At 67.7% G+C, this 14,740-nt stretch carries 15 protein-coding genes; 3 read left to right on the top strand and 12 right to left on the bottom strand.

All coding sequences use genetic code 11. The features are described from left to right. Positions 1 to 407: 407 nt before the first annotated feature. The 10 genes from AC5QAB_RS20550 to AC5QAB_RS20505 all read right to left on the bottom strand — a co-directional run bounded on the left by AC5QAB_RS20550 (position 408) and on the right by AC5QAB_RS20505 (position 8,913). Positions 408 to 944: a cytochrome b gene (locus AC5QAB_RS20550; RefSeq protein ID WP_069118114.1), complete on the bottom strand. Its 537-nt coding sequence runs from the start codon at positions 942 to 944 to the stop codon at positions 408 to 410. Then, a complete protein-coding gene (locus AC5QAB_RS20545) occupies positions 941 to 2,044 on the bottom strand; it encodes a catalase family peroxidase (protein ID WP_032961465.1) in 1,104 nt (367 codons plus the stop codon). The genes AC5QAB_RS20550 and AC5QAB_RS20545 overlap by 4 nt, the downstream gene beginning before the upstream one ends. Positions 2,045 to 2,180: 136 nt before the next feature. Beyond that, positions 2,181 to 3,548, bottom strand: coding sequence for a leucyl aminopeptidase family protein (locus AC5QAB_RS20540; protein WP_053495700.1), 1,368 nt, complete (start codon positions 3,546 to 3,548; stop codon positions 2,181 to 2,183). A 3-nt stretch (positions 3,549 to 3,551) separates the two neighbouring features. Further along, positions 3,552 to 4,271, bottom strand: a complete 720-nt coding sequence (locus AC5QAB_RS20535; protein ID WP_032961460.1) for an HAD family hydrolase — start codon at positions 4,269 to 4,271, stop codon at positions 3,552 to 3,554. 74 nt (positions 4,272 to 4,345) lie between these two features. Then, positions 4,346 to 4,813, bottom strand: coding sequence for a hypothetical protein (locus tag AC5QAB_RS20530; protein ID WP_032961458.1), 468 nt, complete (start codon positions 4,811 to 4,813; stop codon positions 4,346 to 4,348). Positions 4,814 to 4,904: 91 nt separating this feature from the next. After that, on the bottom strand, positions 4,905 to 6,014 hold the full coding sequence (locus AC5QAB_RS20525; RefSeq protein ID WP_032961455.1) for an AI-2E family transporter: 1,110 nt from the start codon (positions 6,012 to 6,014) through the stop codon (positions 4,905 to 4,907). Between the two features lie 67 nt (positions 6,015 to 6,081). After that, complete coding sequence (locus AC5QAB_RS20520) at positions 6,082 to 6,537, bottom strand: protein sip-5 (protein ID WP_164110690.1); 456 nt, start codon at positions 6,535 to 6,537, stop codon at positions 6,082 to 6,084. Then, complete coding sequence (locus AC5QAB_RS20515; protein ID WP_014645651.1) at positions 6,534 to 7,004, bottom strand: phage holin family protein; 471 nt, start codon at positions 7,002 to 7,004, stop codon at positions 6,534 to 6,536. The genes AC5QAB_RS20520 and AC5QAB_RS20515 overlap by 4 nt, the downstream gene beginning before the upstream one ends. Before the next feature lie 8 nt (positions 7,005 to 7,012). Next, on the bottom strand, positions 7,013 to 7,378 hold the full coding sequence (locus AC5QAB_RS20510; RefSeq protein WP_004153835.1) for a hypothetical protein: 366 nt from the start codon (positions 7,376 to 7,378) through the stop codon (positions 7,013 to 7,015). A 101-nt stretch (positions 7,379 to 7,479) separates the two neighbouring features. Beyond that, positions 7,480 to 8,913, bottom strand: coding sequence for a Do family serine endopeptidase (locus AC5QAB_RS20505; protein ID WP_014645652.1), 1,434 nt, complete (start codon positions 8,911 to 8,913; stop codon positions 7,480 to 7,482). A 490-nt stretch (positions 8,914 to 9,403) separates the two neighbouring features. On the opposite strand from AC5QAB_RS20505, the gene AC5QAB_RS20500 reads away from it, so the two are divergent. Both AC5QAB_RS20500 and AC5QAB_RS20495 read left to right on the top strand, forming a co-directional pair. Continuing rightward, on the top strand, positions 9,404 to 10,285 hold the full coding sequence (locus AC5QAB_RS20500; protein ID WP_495233595.1) for a histone: 882 nt from the start codon (positions 9,404 to 9,406) through the stop codon (positions 10,283 to 10,285). A gap of 107 nt (positions 10,286 to 10,392) precedes the next feature. Beyond that, complete coding sequence (locus tag AC5QAB_RS20495) at positions 10,393 to 11,079, top strand: hypothetical protein (RefSeq protein WP_014645654.1); 687 nt, start codon at positions 10,393 to 10,395, stop codon at positions 11,077 to 11,079. Positions 11,080 to 11,094: 15 nt separating this feature from the next. On the opposite strand, the gene AC5QAB_RS20490 is transcribed toward AC5QAB_RS20495, so the two are convergent. Both AC5QAB_RS20490 and AC5QAB_RS20485 read right to left on the bottom strand, forming a co-directional pair. Continuing rightward, positions 11,095 to 11,454, bottom strand: coding sequence for a DUF1428 domain-containing protein (locus AC5QAB_RS20490; RefSeq protein WP_014645655.1), 360 nt, complete (start codon positions 11,452 to 11,454; stop codon positions 11,095 to 11,097). A gap of 91 nt (positions 11,455 to 11,545) precedes the next feature. Continuing rightward, positions 11,546 to 13,948, bottom strand: coding sequence for a S9 family peptidase (locus AC5QAB_RS20485; protein WP_495233594.1), 2,403 nt, complete (start codon positions 13,946 to 13,948; stop codon positions 11,546 to 11,548). 210 nt (positions 13,949 to 14,158) lie between these two features. On the opposite strand from AC5QAB_RS20485, the gene AC5QAB_RS20480 reads away from it, so the two are divergent. Continuing rightward, a complete protein-coding gene (locus AC5QAB_RS20480; RefSeq protein ID WP_014645657.1) occupies positions 14,159 to 14,731 on the top strand; it encodes an OmpO family porin in 573 nt (190 codons plus the stop codon). Positions 14,732 to 14,740 lie beyond the last annotated feature (9 nt).

Here is a 14,740-nt window from a genome sequence, read left to right as displayed (position 1 = left end):
GGCGGTTCAGGGAGAATCCGGCGTGGGGACCCAAGCTACTTCTCGGTCGCAAGACCTGGATCCACACGGTCGCCCACGCCGGGCTCTCGGCCCCCAAGGTGCCAGATCGGCAAGAGATAAGATCCACGCCATGCGTGGATGCTCTTGCTGTTGATCTTGACCTTCCAGTCCGCCTTCAAGCGAGCCGAGCACCGGAGGTCCGGCGAGGGCGAAGAGGTGCGGGTGTCTGGGCGCAGCGAGTTCCCGCGCCGTCCCTCGACGGACCGAGGAGCGCAGGGCACCGGCGTGCGAAGCACGCCGGCTCGCGGCCGGCGGAGCGTTTCTTTGGTTACTTTCTTTGCGCGCAAAGAAAGTGCCCCCCCCCGCGGTCGCGGAGACAATCCGCCGGGAACACCCGGCGAACCCCATCAATCCTTCCCGCGCGCCATCGCCTGGAACACCCCGTCACGCCGCACCCACAGGTGGAACAGCGCCGCACCCACATGCATCAGCACCGTGGCAAACAACACATAGGCCAGCAGGCTGTGCGCATTGCGCAACGCGGCATACAGTGCCGGGGTATGGGGCACGATCGGCGGCAGGTGCACGCCGCCCCACAGCACGATCGGGTAACCGCCGGCCGACAGCATCGCCCAGCCGATCAGCGGCATCGCCAGCATCAGCGCGTACAGCATCCAGTGCGAGGCCTTGGCCGCCATCACCTGCCACACAGGAAGATCCGCCGGCAGCGGCGGTGGGCGATGACGCAGCCGGTTGTACAGGCGCAGCAACACCAGTACGCCGATAGTGATGCCCAATGGGCGGTGCAGGTCGATCAGCATCGGCCGCAGGTGCAGCGAGGCGACCATGGTCACGCCAATGAACAGCATGGCGACGATCATCAGCGCCATGGACCAGTGCAGCACCCGCGCGAGCAGGTTGAAGTGGCCGTTGCCGGTGCTCATCGTGCGGCCTCCTTCCGTTGCTCGACGTTGCCGGTGGCGCGCTCGCGTTCACGGCGGTTGAAGGACTGCGAATACACGGCCGAGCGGGCCGCCAGGATCGGATCGTCACTGCCACGCACGCCGCTGGGCAGGATCAGCGGATCGAAATTGATCTGCCCACAGGCGCCCTGTTCCTGCGACTGCATGCGGTCCAGGCTGAGTACGCCGGCCACTACCTGGTCACGCGATTCGGGCCACGGTACCGACGGATCATCGATGGCATCGCCAGGCTCGGCGGTGGTCACGACCAGGTTCCAGCGCACCGGGCCGCTGGCCAGGCGCTGCTGCAGTTCCTGGCTGAGGAAATCGACGCTGGCCTGCTTGCGGGTTTCCGCATCCATCTCCACCACCGGCGCCTGCGGCTGCCAGCGCCAGCGCACCGCGCGCTTCTGGCCCTGCGCATTGGTGAACCAGAAGCTGTTGACGCTGTTGAAGGTGGTGTCGGCCCAGCTGCTGGTCCACGGCGCGGTCTTGGCCCACTGCTGGAAAGCCTGCGCACTGGGGTATTTGGCCAGCACCGCGGCCATCTTCTGCGGATCGGGCTTGCCGGTGGCCGGGTCGGGAATGGAGGCGCGGGTCTGCTCGTAGAACGCCTCGGCGCTGGGCACGGCGAAGAACGGGAAGCTGTTCATCGCCATGCGCCATTCCTGGCCATCATCGCTGACCATCTGCACCGCGAGGCTGCGCACGCGTGCAGTGTTGTCGGCACCGTAGGGGTCGCCGCCGCCGATCGACAACCGGCCCATCACCGGCACGCGGCGCTGCGAGAACACCCGTGCGCTGGACAGGGTGGGCGCCTGCGCGCTGGGTTCGAACCAGCCGCTCACGCAGATGCCCTTGCTGTGCGCGCGGCGGAAGCCCGGGTGGGCCGGGCCGGTGGCCTCGATGGTGTCGGTGAAGCGCTGCGCGGTCAGGCGGTTTCCAATCCAGCCGGCCAGCCAGGCGAAGGCCAGCGCGACGGCACCCAGAATGAGTGCGATCAGTGCGATCCAGAGCAGGGGGGAATGCTTGCGTGGCGCGCCCGGCGTCTGGCCAGCGCGGGTGTAGCGGAAGAGCGACATGGTCGGAGTCCTGCCTTCACGGAGCGTGTGGGTGGTCGACCCACACATCCTCGCAGAACCCGGCCGGGGCCGAAATTCAATTTTTCGTCAGATTTTCCGGGGACGGGGTGCCGACCAACGGTCGGCACCCACCCGATCAGCTGTAGCGCTGCTTCAGCATCGCCCACGCCGAGCGCAGCGCCAGCGCTTCGCCACCGGCCGGACGGCCCGGGCGCTCGCCGTCGTTCCAGGCATACACATCCAGGTGCGCCCAGCGCTGGCCGTCTTCCAGGAAGCGTTCCAGGTACAGCGCGGCGGTCACCGAGCCGGCCATGCGCGAACCGGCGTTGGCCAGGTCGGCGATGCCGCTGCTCAGGTAACGCAGGTAGGGGCGCCACAGCGGCATGCGCCAGACCGGGTCGCGGGTCGCGTCACCGGCCTGCAGCCACTGCTGGGCCACCGTGTCGTCGTTGCTGAACAGTGCCGGCAGGTCCGGGCCCAGTGCGATGCGCGCGGCACCGGTGAGGGTGGCGAAATCCAGCACCAGGTCCGGCTTCTGCTCACCGGCGAAGGTCAGCGCATCGCACAGGATCACGCGGCCTTCGGCATCGGTGTTGTCGATCTCCACGCTCAGGCCCTTGCGGGTGGCGATGACTTCGCCCGGGCGGAAGGCATCCGGACCGATCGCGTTTTCCACCGCCGGCACCAGCAGGGTCAGCCGCACCGGCAGCCCGCGCGCCATCACCAGGCCGGCCAGGGCCAGTGCGTGCGCGGCGCCGCCCATGTCCTTCTTCATGTTGCGCATGCCGTCGGCCGGCTTGATGTCCAGCCCGCCGGTATCGAAGCACACGCCCTTGCCCACCAGCACCAATGCCGGATCGGTGTCCTTGCCCCAGCGCAGCACGACCAGGCGCGGCGCACGATGCGAAGCGCGGCCCACGGCGTGGATGGCCGGGAAATTCTGCTTCAGCAGTTCGTCGCCGGTAATCGCCTCGACCTGCGCGCCATGTGCATCGGCCAGCGCGCGCGCGGCGTCTTCCAGCTGCTGCGGGCCCATGTCTTCGGTCGGGGTGTTGACCCAGTCGCGCACGCGCAGGCTGGCGGCGATCAGGTCGGCCACTTCGCCGGTCGGCGAGGCCACCAGCTGCGCCGGTGCGCGATTGCGCTTGCGATAGCGGTCAAAGCGGTAGCTGCCCAGGCCCCAGCCCAGCTGCAGCAGCGCCAGTTCGGCGGCCGGCAGTTCATTGGCCAGCTGCCAGACGCTGCCTTCCGGCAGCGCGTGCGGCGCATGCGCATAGCTGTAGGCATCGGCACGATCACCCACGCCCATCACGGCACCGGCCAGGCCATCGGCGCCCGGCAGCAGTGCCACGCTGTGGGCGCCGGCGTTGAAGCCCTGCGATGCCAGCCACGCCTGCGTGGCAGCCGGCTGGCTGTCCTTCCAGGCGGCGAACTGCTCGCGGTCCAGCACGTACAACGGCAGCGCCGCAGCGGTGTCGGCAGTGAAACCAGTGATCTCGCTCATGCGTCAGGTACTCCGGGGTGCGGCGGCGTCGAGGTTGGCATCCAACCAGTCGGCCAGGCCGGTAAGGGTGTCGAACTGCAGGTCCGGCTGCAGCTGCGGATGGGTCCAGGTGGCTGCGTCGCGGTTGATCCAGCAGCCGCGCAGGCCGGCGGCAATCGCCCCGGCCACGTCCATGTCGGCATGGTCGCCGACGTGCAGCACCTGTGCCGGTGCCACACCCAGGCGGGTGCACGCGGCATGGAAGATGCTGGCTTCGGGCTTGGCCGCGCCGTGTTCGCGCGAACCCAGCTGGAAGGCGAAATGATGGGCCAGGCCGATCCGCTTCAGGTCGGCATTGCCGTTGCTCAGCGCCGCCACCGGTACCCGTGCGGCAATGCGCGCCAGCGCGTCGATCGCATCGGGATAGCACTCCACCTGGTTGCGCGCGGCGTAGAACACTTCATACGCAGGCTCCAGCAGATCGAGGCTGGCACCGCTGGTGTGCAGTGCTTCGTGCAGGGTCAGCCGGCGCAGCGCACTCAGGTCGTGGTGGAGGTACGGATGGGCGTGGTACAGCCGCTCGCGCAGTTCGCGCATCGCCTCCACCGGATACATCGCGGCGGTAGCGGGGCTGTGTTCGCACATCCAGGCGTGCAGGACCTGTTCGATGCGGGCGCCGATCGGAGCGAACGGCCACAGCGTGTCGTCAAGGTCGAGGGTGATGGCTTGGACGGGGAAATTCACCTCGCCATTCTACCCCTGCCCGCGCGGGCTTTCATGCGACGCGGCGGGCGGGTGGGCACTGTGGCTGGGCCGGGTCAGCGCAGGTTGTACGAGCAGGCGATGGTGGTCTGGCCGTCGAACTGCTGCACGTCCAGGTTGTGCCGCCCAACTTCCTTCGTGTAGGTGCCTGCTACCGGGTCGGACATCTTCGCCAGTGCCGCGACCTGTTCCACACTGGCCGAGCTGAAGTACGCGGTGAAACTGTCGATGCCATCCTCGCCGCTGTCGCCGTCATAGGACTGCAGCCGGTTCACGGGCTGGCCCAGCACCATCAAGGGCGTGGTCAGCCGGAACTCGCCGCTGGATTCGCCGTCCTGCGCCCTTGCCGGGGCCGGTGCCAGCATCCGGGCCATGGCGTCGAACTGCATGGGCGTGAGGTGCCGCTTGCAGGTAACCGCCTCAGCAAGCTGGGTGCGCGCCTGATCGGCAGTCGGCGGTGTCGCGGCGAACGCGGGAGCGGCAATGCAGGCCAAGGCAAGGCAACGCGTGGCGAGAGAGTTCATACGAGCGGATCCATCCGGGTAGGGCGCAATAGTCTGCCACTTCGTCCCTGTTTCTGGTTCCGCCACCTGCGTCAATCCGTTGTTGATGCCGTCACTCCAGCAGGCGTGCCCAGCCCTGCATGCCATCCAGGCGTGCCAGCACCAGCTTGATGCACACCAGCAGCGGCACTGCCAGCAGCAGCCCGATCATGCCCCAGGCCCAGCCGAACACCATCAGCGCCAGGATCAGCACCAGCGGCGACAGCTTCATCCGACGGCCCAGCACGATCGGGGTCACCATCTGCCCTTCCAGGGTGTGCAGGCCCAGGTAGGCGGCGGCCGGCAGCAGGGCCTGCAGCGGGTCGCGGAACTCGACGAAGCCCATCAACAGCATCAATGCCACGCCGATCAGCGGGCCCACGTACGGGGCGAAGTTCAGTAGTGCAGCCACCGTGCCCCACAGCAGTGCTTCCTGCAGGCCGATGCCGAGCAGCATCAGCACGCCGGCGAACACCAGCCCGACCAGGGTGTTGATGACGCTGATGGTCAGCACGTAACGCGAGACCTCCCGTTCGATCGAACGCAGGATGTCGGTGGTGAACCGCTGCTGCTGGCGGTTCGGGAACAGGGCGATCGCTGCGCGCTGCAGGCTCTGCCCGTAGATCATGAAGAACAGGGTCAGCAGCACCACCGCCAGCACCGACGCGGCCAGGCGCGGTGCACGGGTCAGCATGCGGTATGGATCGTCCAGCTGGGTGCGGATCACCTGCACCTTGTGGTTGCTGTCACCGCCGGCCACGCGGGCGAAGTTTTCCGCCGCCTGGTTGGCCTGCTGCACCGGCTTGGTCAGGTCCTGCACCTGCCGGGCCACCTTGCGCAGCTGCTGCGGTGCTTCCTGCGCCCATTCCATCGCCGGACCGATCAACTGCACCGCCAGCGAACCGGTCACGCCCAGCCCGGCGCCGAGGATCAGCAGTGCGCCCAGCGCGCGCGGAATCCACAGCTTCTGCAGCAGGCGCAGGATCGGGTTGCCGACCAGTGCGAAGAACATCGCCAGCAGCACCGGCAGGATGATGTCCTGCGCGGCCCACAGCGTGTAGCCCACCGCCAGGGTGGCCAGGACCACCAGCGACATCGGCCCGCGTGGACGCGACGGGGGCGGCAGCGGCGCCTCCGCACCCTGCGGATCGGCTGGTGACGGGGACAGGAGGGACTCGCTCATCGACGCACCAACCGGGAAGGGGAGCGCATTATCCGCCGGCCGCGATCGGCGCGGCGGAGTGCGTGGATCAACGTTCGGACAGCTCGGTGGCGGCTTCGGCCGGGCGCGGTTCGCGCGGTTCCGGTTCGGGTTCCGGGCGGCGGGCAGGTGCCGGCCGTGCGTTGGCGGCGGAGGCCGCCGCCTGTGCCTGTTCGCTGGCATCGTCGGCTTCTTCGGCCGCGTCATCGGCGGTCGCTGCAGCCTGTGCCGCCATCGCCGTGGCGAACGCCGCCTGGGCACTGGCGAACAGGTTCGAGACCGAACCGACCATCTGCAGCCAGCGCGCACCGTTGACCTTGCCGGGCACTTCCAGCTTGCCGGCGATGAAGCCACCGGCCAGGCCGACCACCACGATGCGCAACGGCGACCAGCCCTTTCGCCAGACGTCGCTGAGCGTGGACCAGTGGTCCTGGGTCTCGCCCAGGCGCACGGTCACCACCTGTTCGCAGCGTTTCACCCGCCGCTGCAGCGCGCCGAACTTCATGGCTTGCCCTCGGGCAGCTGCACGCCGGCATCGGGGTCGTCTTCGCTGGGCTCGTCGAACAGGCCCAGGCGTGACAGCTGGCGCCGGGTGGCATGCATGCCGGTGTGGTGGAAGAAGTAGGACACCCGCCAGATCGCGTAGCCGGTGACGGCCAGGCTCAGCAGCGAGGTGATCAGCAGCGCCTGCAGCCAGCTAAGGCCCCAGCTCTGCAGCAGGGCGATGAGGGTGGCCGCCATCAGCAGCCAGGCCGAGGCACCAAATACGATCGCCACGCCGGCCCAGGCCAGCGCACGGCCGAAGGCGCTGCGGGCCAGGGCGAAGTCGGCCGAGGCCAGCCGGCGCAGCGAGCGCACGGTGTGCTTGGCCGAATCGGCGGCGGCACGACCGGCCGCGCCGACCTGGCGGATGCTCTCATCCAGCGGCGGGGTGGCCGCCGGATCAGGGGCTTGCGCGTTGTCTTCGCTCACGCCGCGGCTTACTTGTCGCTGCTGCCGCGGGCCAGCTTGGCGATGATCCAGCCGGCAGCGAAGGCGACGCCGAACGAAGCCAGCGGACGCTCACGGATCAACTCGGCGGCGCTGTCGATCAGGTCCTTGCCCTTGTCCATCAACGCGTCAACCTGTTCCTTGGCAGCGGCACCACCGAATTCGGCGGCGGCCAGACCAGACAGTGCGCTGTCGGACAGTTCGGCCTTGACGTTGGCCTTGCCGATGCGCAGCTCGTCGGTCGCGGCACCGGTTGCGCCCTTGATCGCACCGCCGGCGGCCGTGGCGGCCTGCTTCAGGTGGGAACCGGCTTCACCCAGGTGTTCCTTCAGGTTCTCGGTATTGGTGGGGCTCATCGAATCACTCCTGTTGCGATGGGGGAACGAGTGTCGGCGGTGCCGACCTGGACTGACAGCAATAGCATTGCCGGGGTATAGGGGGTGTTACGGCAGGGCGATCAGCGCATCACGAGCTGGCCCTGCTGCTGGCCATTGTTGCGCAGCACGCGCACCACCAGGGTCGGCGGGCGCTGCTGGAAGTTGGCGCGCCAGCTGGCCAGGTCGGCGAATTCACCCACGGTGGCGTCGGTGATGATGTCGCCCTGCTGCAGGCCGTTGCTGGCCGCGCGGCTGCCACGCTTGACCTCGCTGACCAGCACGCCGCCGACACCCGACTGTCGCAGCGACTCGGGCAGGTCGACGAAGGTGGCACCGGTCAACCGCGGGTCCAGGCTCTCGCCGGTGACCGCACGCGCCTGTTCCTTCAGCGTGGCCTTGATCTGCACGGGCTTGCCTTCGCGGCGTACATCCAGCGTCATCGGGCTGCCGACCGCAGCCAGGCCTTCCACGTTGTGCAGGGCTTCGGCGCTGTCCACGCGTTGGCCGTTGGCCGAGACCACCACGTCGCCCGGCTTCAACCCGGCCGCGGCGGCCGCCGAACCGGCCAGCACGCGGGTGATCAGCGCACCGCGCGTTTCGCCCAGGCCCAGCCCCTGCGCGATCTGCGCGGTCAGGTTCTGGCTCTCCACGCCCAGCGTGCCGCGTACCACCACGCCGTGCTTGACCAGCTGGTCGACCACGCTGCGCGCCAGGTTGGAGGGAATCGCCAGGCCCAGGCCGATGTTGCCGGCCATGCTGCCCTGCGGGTTGAAGCTGGCGGTATTGATGCCGACCAGCTGGCCCTGCAGGTCGACCAGGGCGCCACCGGAATTGCCCGGGTTGATCGACGCATCGGTCTGGATGAAGTTCTGGTAGCCCAGGCCACGGATGCCGCTGCGGCCCACCGCCGAGACGATGCCGGAGGTGACCGTCTGGCTGAAGCCGAACGGGTTGCCGATGGCCACCACGAAGTCACCGACCCGCAGCTGGTCGCTGTTGCCGAGCTTGATGTCGGTCAGGTTCTGCGCCGGGATGCGGATCAGCGCGATGTCGGTATCGCGGTCCGAACCGAGGAACTCGGCCTTCACCGTGCGCCCGTCGGCCAGTGTCACCTGCACGTCATCGGCGTTGTCGATGACATGGTGGTTGGTCAGCACCAGGCCTTCCTTGGCGTCGATGATCACGCCCGAGCCCAGCGATTCGTTGATGCGCTCCTGCGGGATATCCGGGAACAGGCGGCGGAAGAACGGGTCGTTGAAGAACGGGTTGCGCACGCGCACCACCTGCTTGGTGTTGACGCTGACCACGGCCGGCATCGCCTTTTCCAGCATCGGCGCCAGCGAAGGCACCGCCTGTCCGGCCACCGCGGCCGGCAACGCGGCGGTGGTCGGCAGCACCGCTGGCAGCGGTGCTGCATCGGCACGGTTGTCCAGGTGGGCATTGATGCCGGTGGCAACGAAGCCACCGAAGGCGGCGGCGATTGCGAGCGTAAGCAGGGTGGGAAGCGGTCGCATGGTTGTCGGTTCGCTGGCGTGGGTGGGGGCGGTTCGGCCCTACGGTAAAACAAGCTGAATGAGTGTGTCGCGATCTGGATAAATGCGCCATGAAAACCGCAGGCCGCGAAAGGCGAGTGAGGAGGCTGACAGCATGGCTGTGGCGACACCGCACAGGCGACGCCTGCACCACCGAAGACGATCGCCGGGGGCGCCGACACAGACCGATACCTGCGCAGTTCCGCGCAACCGGGTGCCGCAATGCGCCACAGCACGCATCGGATGCCGCGTCCGTGCAACGGCACGCAACGGCCATCTTCGACCACGCGCTTGCTGTGGCGTAGTCCTTAAAAAAAGCGGTTTCCTGTCAACCCGCCGCTTCTGCGGCAGTGGTGGGCTACACCATGGCCGTCGCATCAGATGCGATTGCGGGCGCGTGCCCCGTTCCACGATCGTCAATGTCGGTATAGCATCGCCCCGTTTTGATACTTAAGGCCCCCAGGAGGGCAACATGAGCAACGGTAATGGTGTGTCGGTCGTGACCGACGCCGTCGAGAACGTCAAAGAAGCCGCCACCAACGTTGGCGAGACCATCGCCCACGCCGCCGAAGACGCCGTGAAGTCGGTCAAGAAGACCGTCAAGCGCGCCACCAAGGCGGCCGGTACCCGCGTTGCCAAGGCCAAGAAGGCCGTGGCCAAGGTCGAGAAGACCGTTGCCAAGAAGGCCGACAAGGCCGCCAAGTCGGTCGGCAAGACCGTTGCCAATGCCAAGAAGAAGCTGGAAGCGGCCAAGAAGAACGCCAAGGCCGAAGCCGCTGCCCTGAAGGAGGAAGTGGCCAAGAAGAAGGCCGCTGCAGGCAAGGCTGTGACCAAGAAGGCCGCTGCCGCCAAGAAGACCACCAAGGCTGCCGGCAAGAAGGTCGCCACCGTGAAGAAGGCCGCCACCAAGAAGGCCGCCGTCGCGAAGAAGACCGTTGCCAAGAAGACCGCGGCCGCCAAGAAGGTGGTCGGCAAGAAGGTCGCCACCGCCAAGAAGGCTGTGGCCAAGAAGACCGTCGCCGCCAAGAAGGTCGCCGGCAAGAAGGCCGTGGCTGCGAAGAAGGTTGTCGGCAAGAAGGTTGCCGCCACCAAGAAGGTCGCCACCAAGAAGACCGCGGCCGCCAAGAAGGTTGTCGGCAAGAAGGCTGCCGTCGCCAAGAAGGCTGTTGGCAAGAAGGCCGCCGTCGCCAAGAAGGCTGTCGGCAAGAAGACCGCCGTCGCCAAGAAGGCGGTGGGCAAGAAGGTTGCCGCCACCCGCAAGACGGTCGCCAGGAAGGCTGCGCCGCTGAAGAAGGTCGCCGCCAAGAAGGCTCCGGCCAAGAAGGCCGTGCGCAAGGTCGCCAAGCGCAAGTAATCGCGCCGTGACCGAAGGCCCTGCCACCCACCGGGTGGTAGGGCCTTTCGCGTTTCTGGGGCGCTACCTGGGGCAAGATGCAGGTTCTTCCCGCCGGAGCCCCGACCATGCGCGGTATCGACTTCAGTTCCTGGCAGGGCGTGCTGTCCACGTTGGCCGGCCTGGTCCTGATCACCCTGCTCGGCGTCGGCATCCGCCTGCTGGTGATGCAGACCCTGCAGCAGCGCCGCGAGCGCGAGAACCGGCAGATCAACGAACGGCTGCGCACGCTGATGGCCGCCTACAAGACCCTGGGCGGTTCGTTCACCGGCGAGCTGGGCGTGGATCCCAGCCATCGTCGCGACCTGCGCCAGCGCGAAGATGCCGACGGCATCGCCGAGCCGCGCTCGGACCGTGCGCGGCGCATCCGCGATGCGGTCGAGGCCGCGCTGTCGGACATTCTGCTGCTGGGCACCGACGAACAGGTGCGGCTGGCCACGCGTGCCGCCAACGAACTGGCACAGGGGCGGCCGGTGCATACCCACGAACTGGTGGTCTCGCTGCGCGACTTCGTGCGCGAAGCGCTGGATCTGGCCCCGATTCCGGCCGATCTGCAGATTCCACCGCAGGGGCCGACCCGGCCCGTTGCCAGTGGTGGCGGCAAGGGCCGTAACGACGGCGATGCCAAGGGCGGCCGTGCAGGCGGTGGCGGTGGTGGTGGAATGGGCGCCGGCATGGGCGGCATGGGCCTCGGTGCCGGCGCCGCACTGGGCGCCGGCCATGCTGCTGCCAGCGATGAAACGGACGCGCGCTGAGCACGTCCGCCGGGTTCAGCGCGTCAGCTCGTAGAGCGGCACGAAGCCGCCGTAGATCATCCGCGCGCCGTCGAACGGCATCGGATTCTTCGTTGGATCAAACCGCGGGTCCTCCATCATCTTCTTCATGCCGGCGTCGCGGGTCGGCTTGTCCGGCCATTCGATCCAGGAAAACACCACCGTCTCATCCGGCGTGGCTTTCACCGCGCCGAAGAAGTCGGTGGTCTTGCCGTGCGGCACGTCATCGCCCCAGCACTCGACCACGCGCAGCGCGCCGTACTCGATGAAAACGGGATCCCCTGTGCGTGCATGGGCGAGGAACTTCTCCTTGTTGGCGGTGGGCACCGCCAGGACGAAACCGTCGATGTAGCTCATTGCCTGCCTCCGGATGGACCGTGCCACATGCACGGCCTTCAAGTACACGACGAACCAGCGCGTAGGGAATCGACATCCCGCGTGCGCCTGTTCAGCCCGGGCCACCCGGGAGCGGGGCCAGCACCGTATCCGGTGGCTGCTGGCCGGCCAGGTGGCGCACGAAGTAGTCCCACATGCGGTGCGTGTAGGTGGCGTCGTTGCGGAACAGTTCGTGGTCCTGCCGGGCCAGGTACAGCAGGTCGTAACTACGCTGGGCCTTGTTCAGGGCCGCGGCCAGCTGCAGGGTCAGCGCCGGTGGCGCGTTCTCGTCCAGTTCGCCATAGACCAGCAGCAGATGCCCGCGCAGGTTGCCGGCCAGTGCCGCATTGTCGAGCCCGGCAAAGGGGGCCGGCACGCCATCGGCCATGGCTGCAGCTGGCACCACGCCACCGAACAGCCGGTCCATGCCGTGCAGGGCGCCGCCGTACATGCCCTGGAAATTGTGGCTGCCGGCCGAGGCCACAGCCACCTTGTAGAACGCCGGGTGGCGCAGCAGTGCACGCGCCGCGCTGTAACCACCGAACGAATGCCCGTAGATGCCGACCCGCTGCAGGTCGATGCCCCGGTAGCGTTCGCCCAGCTGGCGCAGCGCGGCCACATGGTCATCGAGCTGCACATCGGCGCCGTGCAGGAAGCTGCTGTCATGGAATGCCTTGTCGCGGCCGCCGGTGCCGCGGGCATCGATGCTGACCACCACGAAGCCGAGCTCGGCCAGGCTGGCGCGCGATACCGGGTTCTGCGCCGAAACCGCTTCGGCATAGGTCACCGGCGCATTGCTGATGAAGGCACCGCCGTACATCGCGTCGATCACCGGGAAGCTGCCGTCATCGCGATAGTCGCGGGGCAGGTAGACGGTGGCGAAGATCGGCGTGCGCCCGTCGGCGGCCAGCAGCCGTTCGCGCCGCGGCGGCCGCCAGCCAGCAGCGATGATCGCCTGCGCATCCGCAGCCTCCAGCACCATCACTTCGCTGCCATCGTCGCTGGCGCGCAGCACCGTGCGCGGCGGCTGCGCGAGGCTGGACACGGTATCCACCAGATAGCTGCCGCCGGGCGACAGCGCCTGCGGCGCGCGTCCGCCGAACAGCATGCCGGTGCCCGCATCGGCCAGGTGGTCGCTGCCATCGGCGGCCAGGCGCTGCACCGGCCCACCGTGCAGTGCTACCCGGTACAGGCCACGTACGTAGGGATCGCCGCCCTCGACACCGCCAGCACTGAAGTATGCCCAAGCGCCTGCGCTGTCCACCCCGAGCAGGTCACGCACCGCCCACCGGCCGCGGGTGAGCTGGCGCATCACCTTGCCGTCGGACAGGCGCACCCGGTACAGATGGCCCCAGCCATCACGCTGCGAGAACCACACGGCGGTGTCCTGGCCGGGCAGGATCGCAACCGAGGCACGGTTGTAGGAATACAGGCTGAGCTGCAGGCGCGCGTCGCCGGCTTCTTCCAGCACGGTGCGCAGCGCACCGCTGCCGGCATCGATCTCCACCAGGCGCAGTCGTCGCGGCGCGCCGAAGTGCGCGATCGCGGCATACAGCCGGTGGCCGTCCCAGCCCAGCACGCCGGCCTCGCTGAGGGTGTTCCAGCCCTCGGGCAGGGTGATGTCCTGCTGCCGGCCGCTGCGCACATCGACGATGTACAGGCTGTCACGCACCTGCTGTGCATCGCCCAGCAATCCCAGTTTCACCGTGTGCACGCGGGGCCGCGCGCCGCCGGCCGGGGTGCTTTCCAGATAGGGGTAGTCCCGCAGCGCACGTTCGTCGTAGCGGACGCCGGCAACATAGCGTCCATCGGGCGACCAGCCGACGGCGAACGGCCGCGCCGGCATCCGGCCCTGGCTGCGTGGAATACCGCGCAGGGTGAAATCGGGCAATACACCATAGCCATGGCCGGCGACACCGCCGGTGGTCAGCGCCCGCGGTGCCTGTCGGCGTTGCTGCAGCCATAGATTGTGGTCGCGCACCTGCAGCCAGGCCTCGCCGTCGGGTGCGGGCAGTGCATCGGCAGCAGGCATGGCGCCCTGCGTCCGCAGGCACTGCCAACGTGGCCACTGGCAGTCGATGCCGGCTTCACCGCTGAAGCGCAGGCGCAGGCCATCGGCCAGCACCTGCACATTGACCAACCGCAACCGTTGCCCGTTCACCCCCAGGGCCCCCGCAGCGCTGTCCAGCGCAGCGCGATCGAACAGGATCTGCCGGGAGGCCTGCGCCGGATCGACCAGCACGCCCTCGCGCCGGCCCTGGCCGTCTTCGCGTTCGTACCAGAAGCGGCCATCGGCCAGCCAGTTCGGCAGGAGCGAGGCATTGCGCAGCGCACCGCGCAGGTGGCTGTCGTGCACGCGCTCGGCGCGCTGGTAATCGGAGGGCTGCAACGGCCGAGCCGATGCTGTGGAAAGCACGCCGATGAAGGCGAGGACGGCGGCGCAGAACCGGAACCGCAGCGGGGCAGGTACGTGCAAGGCAACCTCCTGTTGCAAGGGTCAGCGGAATTCGAATGCACGCGCGCCGCGCGCGTATGCCAGACGCAGCCTGAATCAAGCCAAAAAATTCAGCAATGCGAAGACCGCTGTTTTCAGGGAGCGTTGTGGCGAATAACGGAGAATTTACATTCCCGATGCGATGGCGCCCTGGCGCTGCTGCACACCATAAGAAAGTAAAGGTGTACCCCCATGAAGAATTCGCTGATTGCTCTGGCCCTGGCCGCTGCCCTGCCGTTCACCGCTTCGGCTGCTGAGAACCTGTCCTACAACTACGCCGAAGCCGACTACGCCAAGACCGACGTTGAAGGCATCAAGGCCGACGGCTGGGGCGTGAAGGGTTCCTACGGCTTCCTGCCGAACTTCCACGCCTTCGGCGAATACAGCCGCCAGGAAATCGACCACACCAACCTGAAGGTTGACCAGTGGAAGGTCGGTGCCGGCTACAACGTTGAAATCGCTCCGAGCACCGACTTCGTTGCCCGCGTTGCCTACCAGAAGTTCGACCGCAAGCACGGTCTGGACTTCAACGGCTACAGCGCTGAAGCCGGTATCCGCACTGCCTTCGGCGCCCACGCCGAGGTCTACGGCATGGTCGGTTACGAAGACTACGCCAAGAAGCACGGCGTCAATCCGGATGGCCAGTGGTACGGCCGCCTGGGTGGTCAGGTCAAGCTGAACCAGAACTGGGGCCTGAACGGCGAGCTGAAGATGAACCGCCACGGCGACAAGGAATACACCGTCGGCCCGCGCTTCAGCTGGTAATTGCTGCCT

This window comes from Stenotrophomonas sp. YJH_SMC_127, from assembly GCF_059372445.1.
This window is presented reverse-complemented; position numbering and strand designations above follow the sequence as displayed.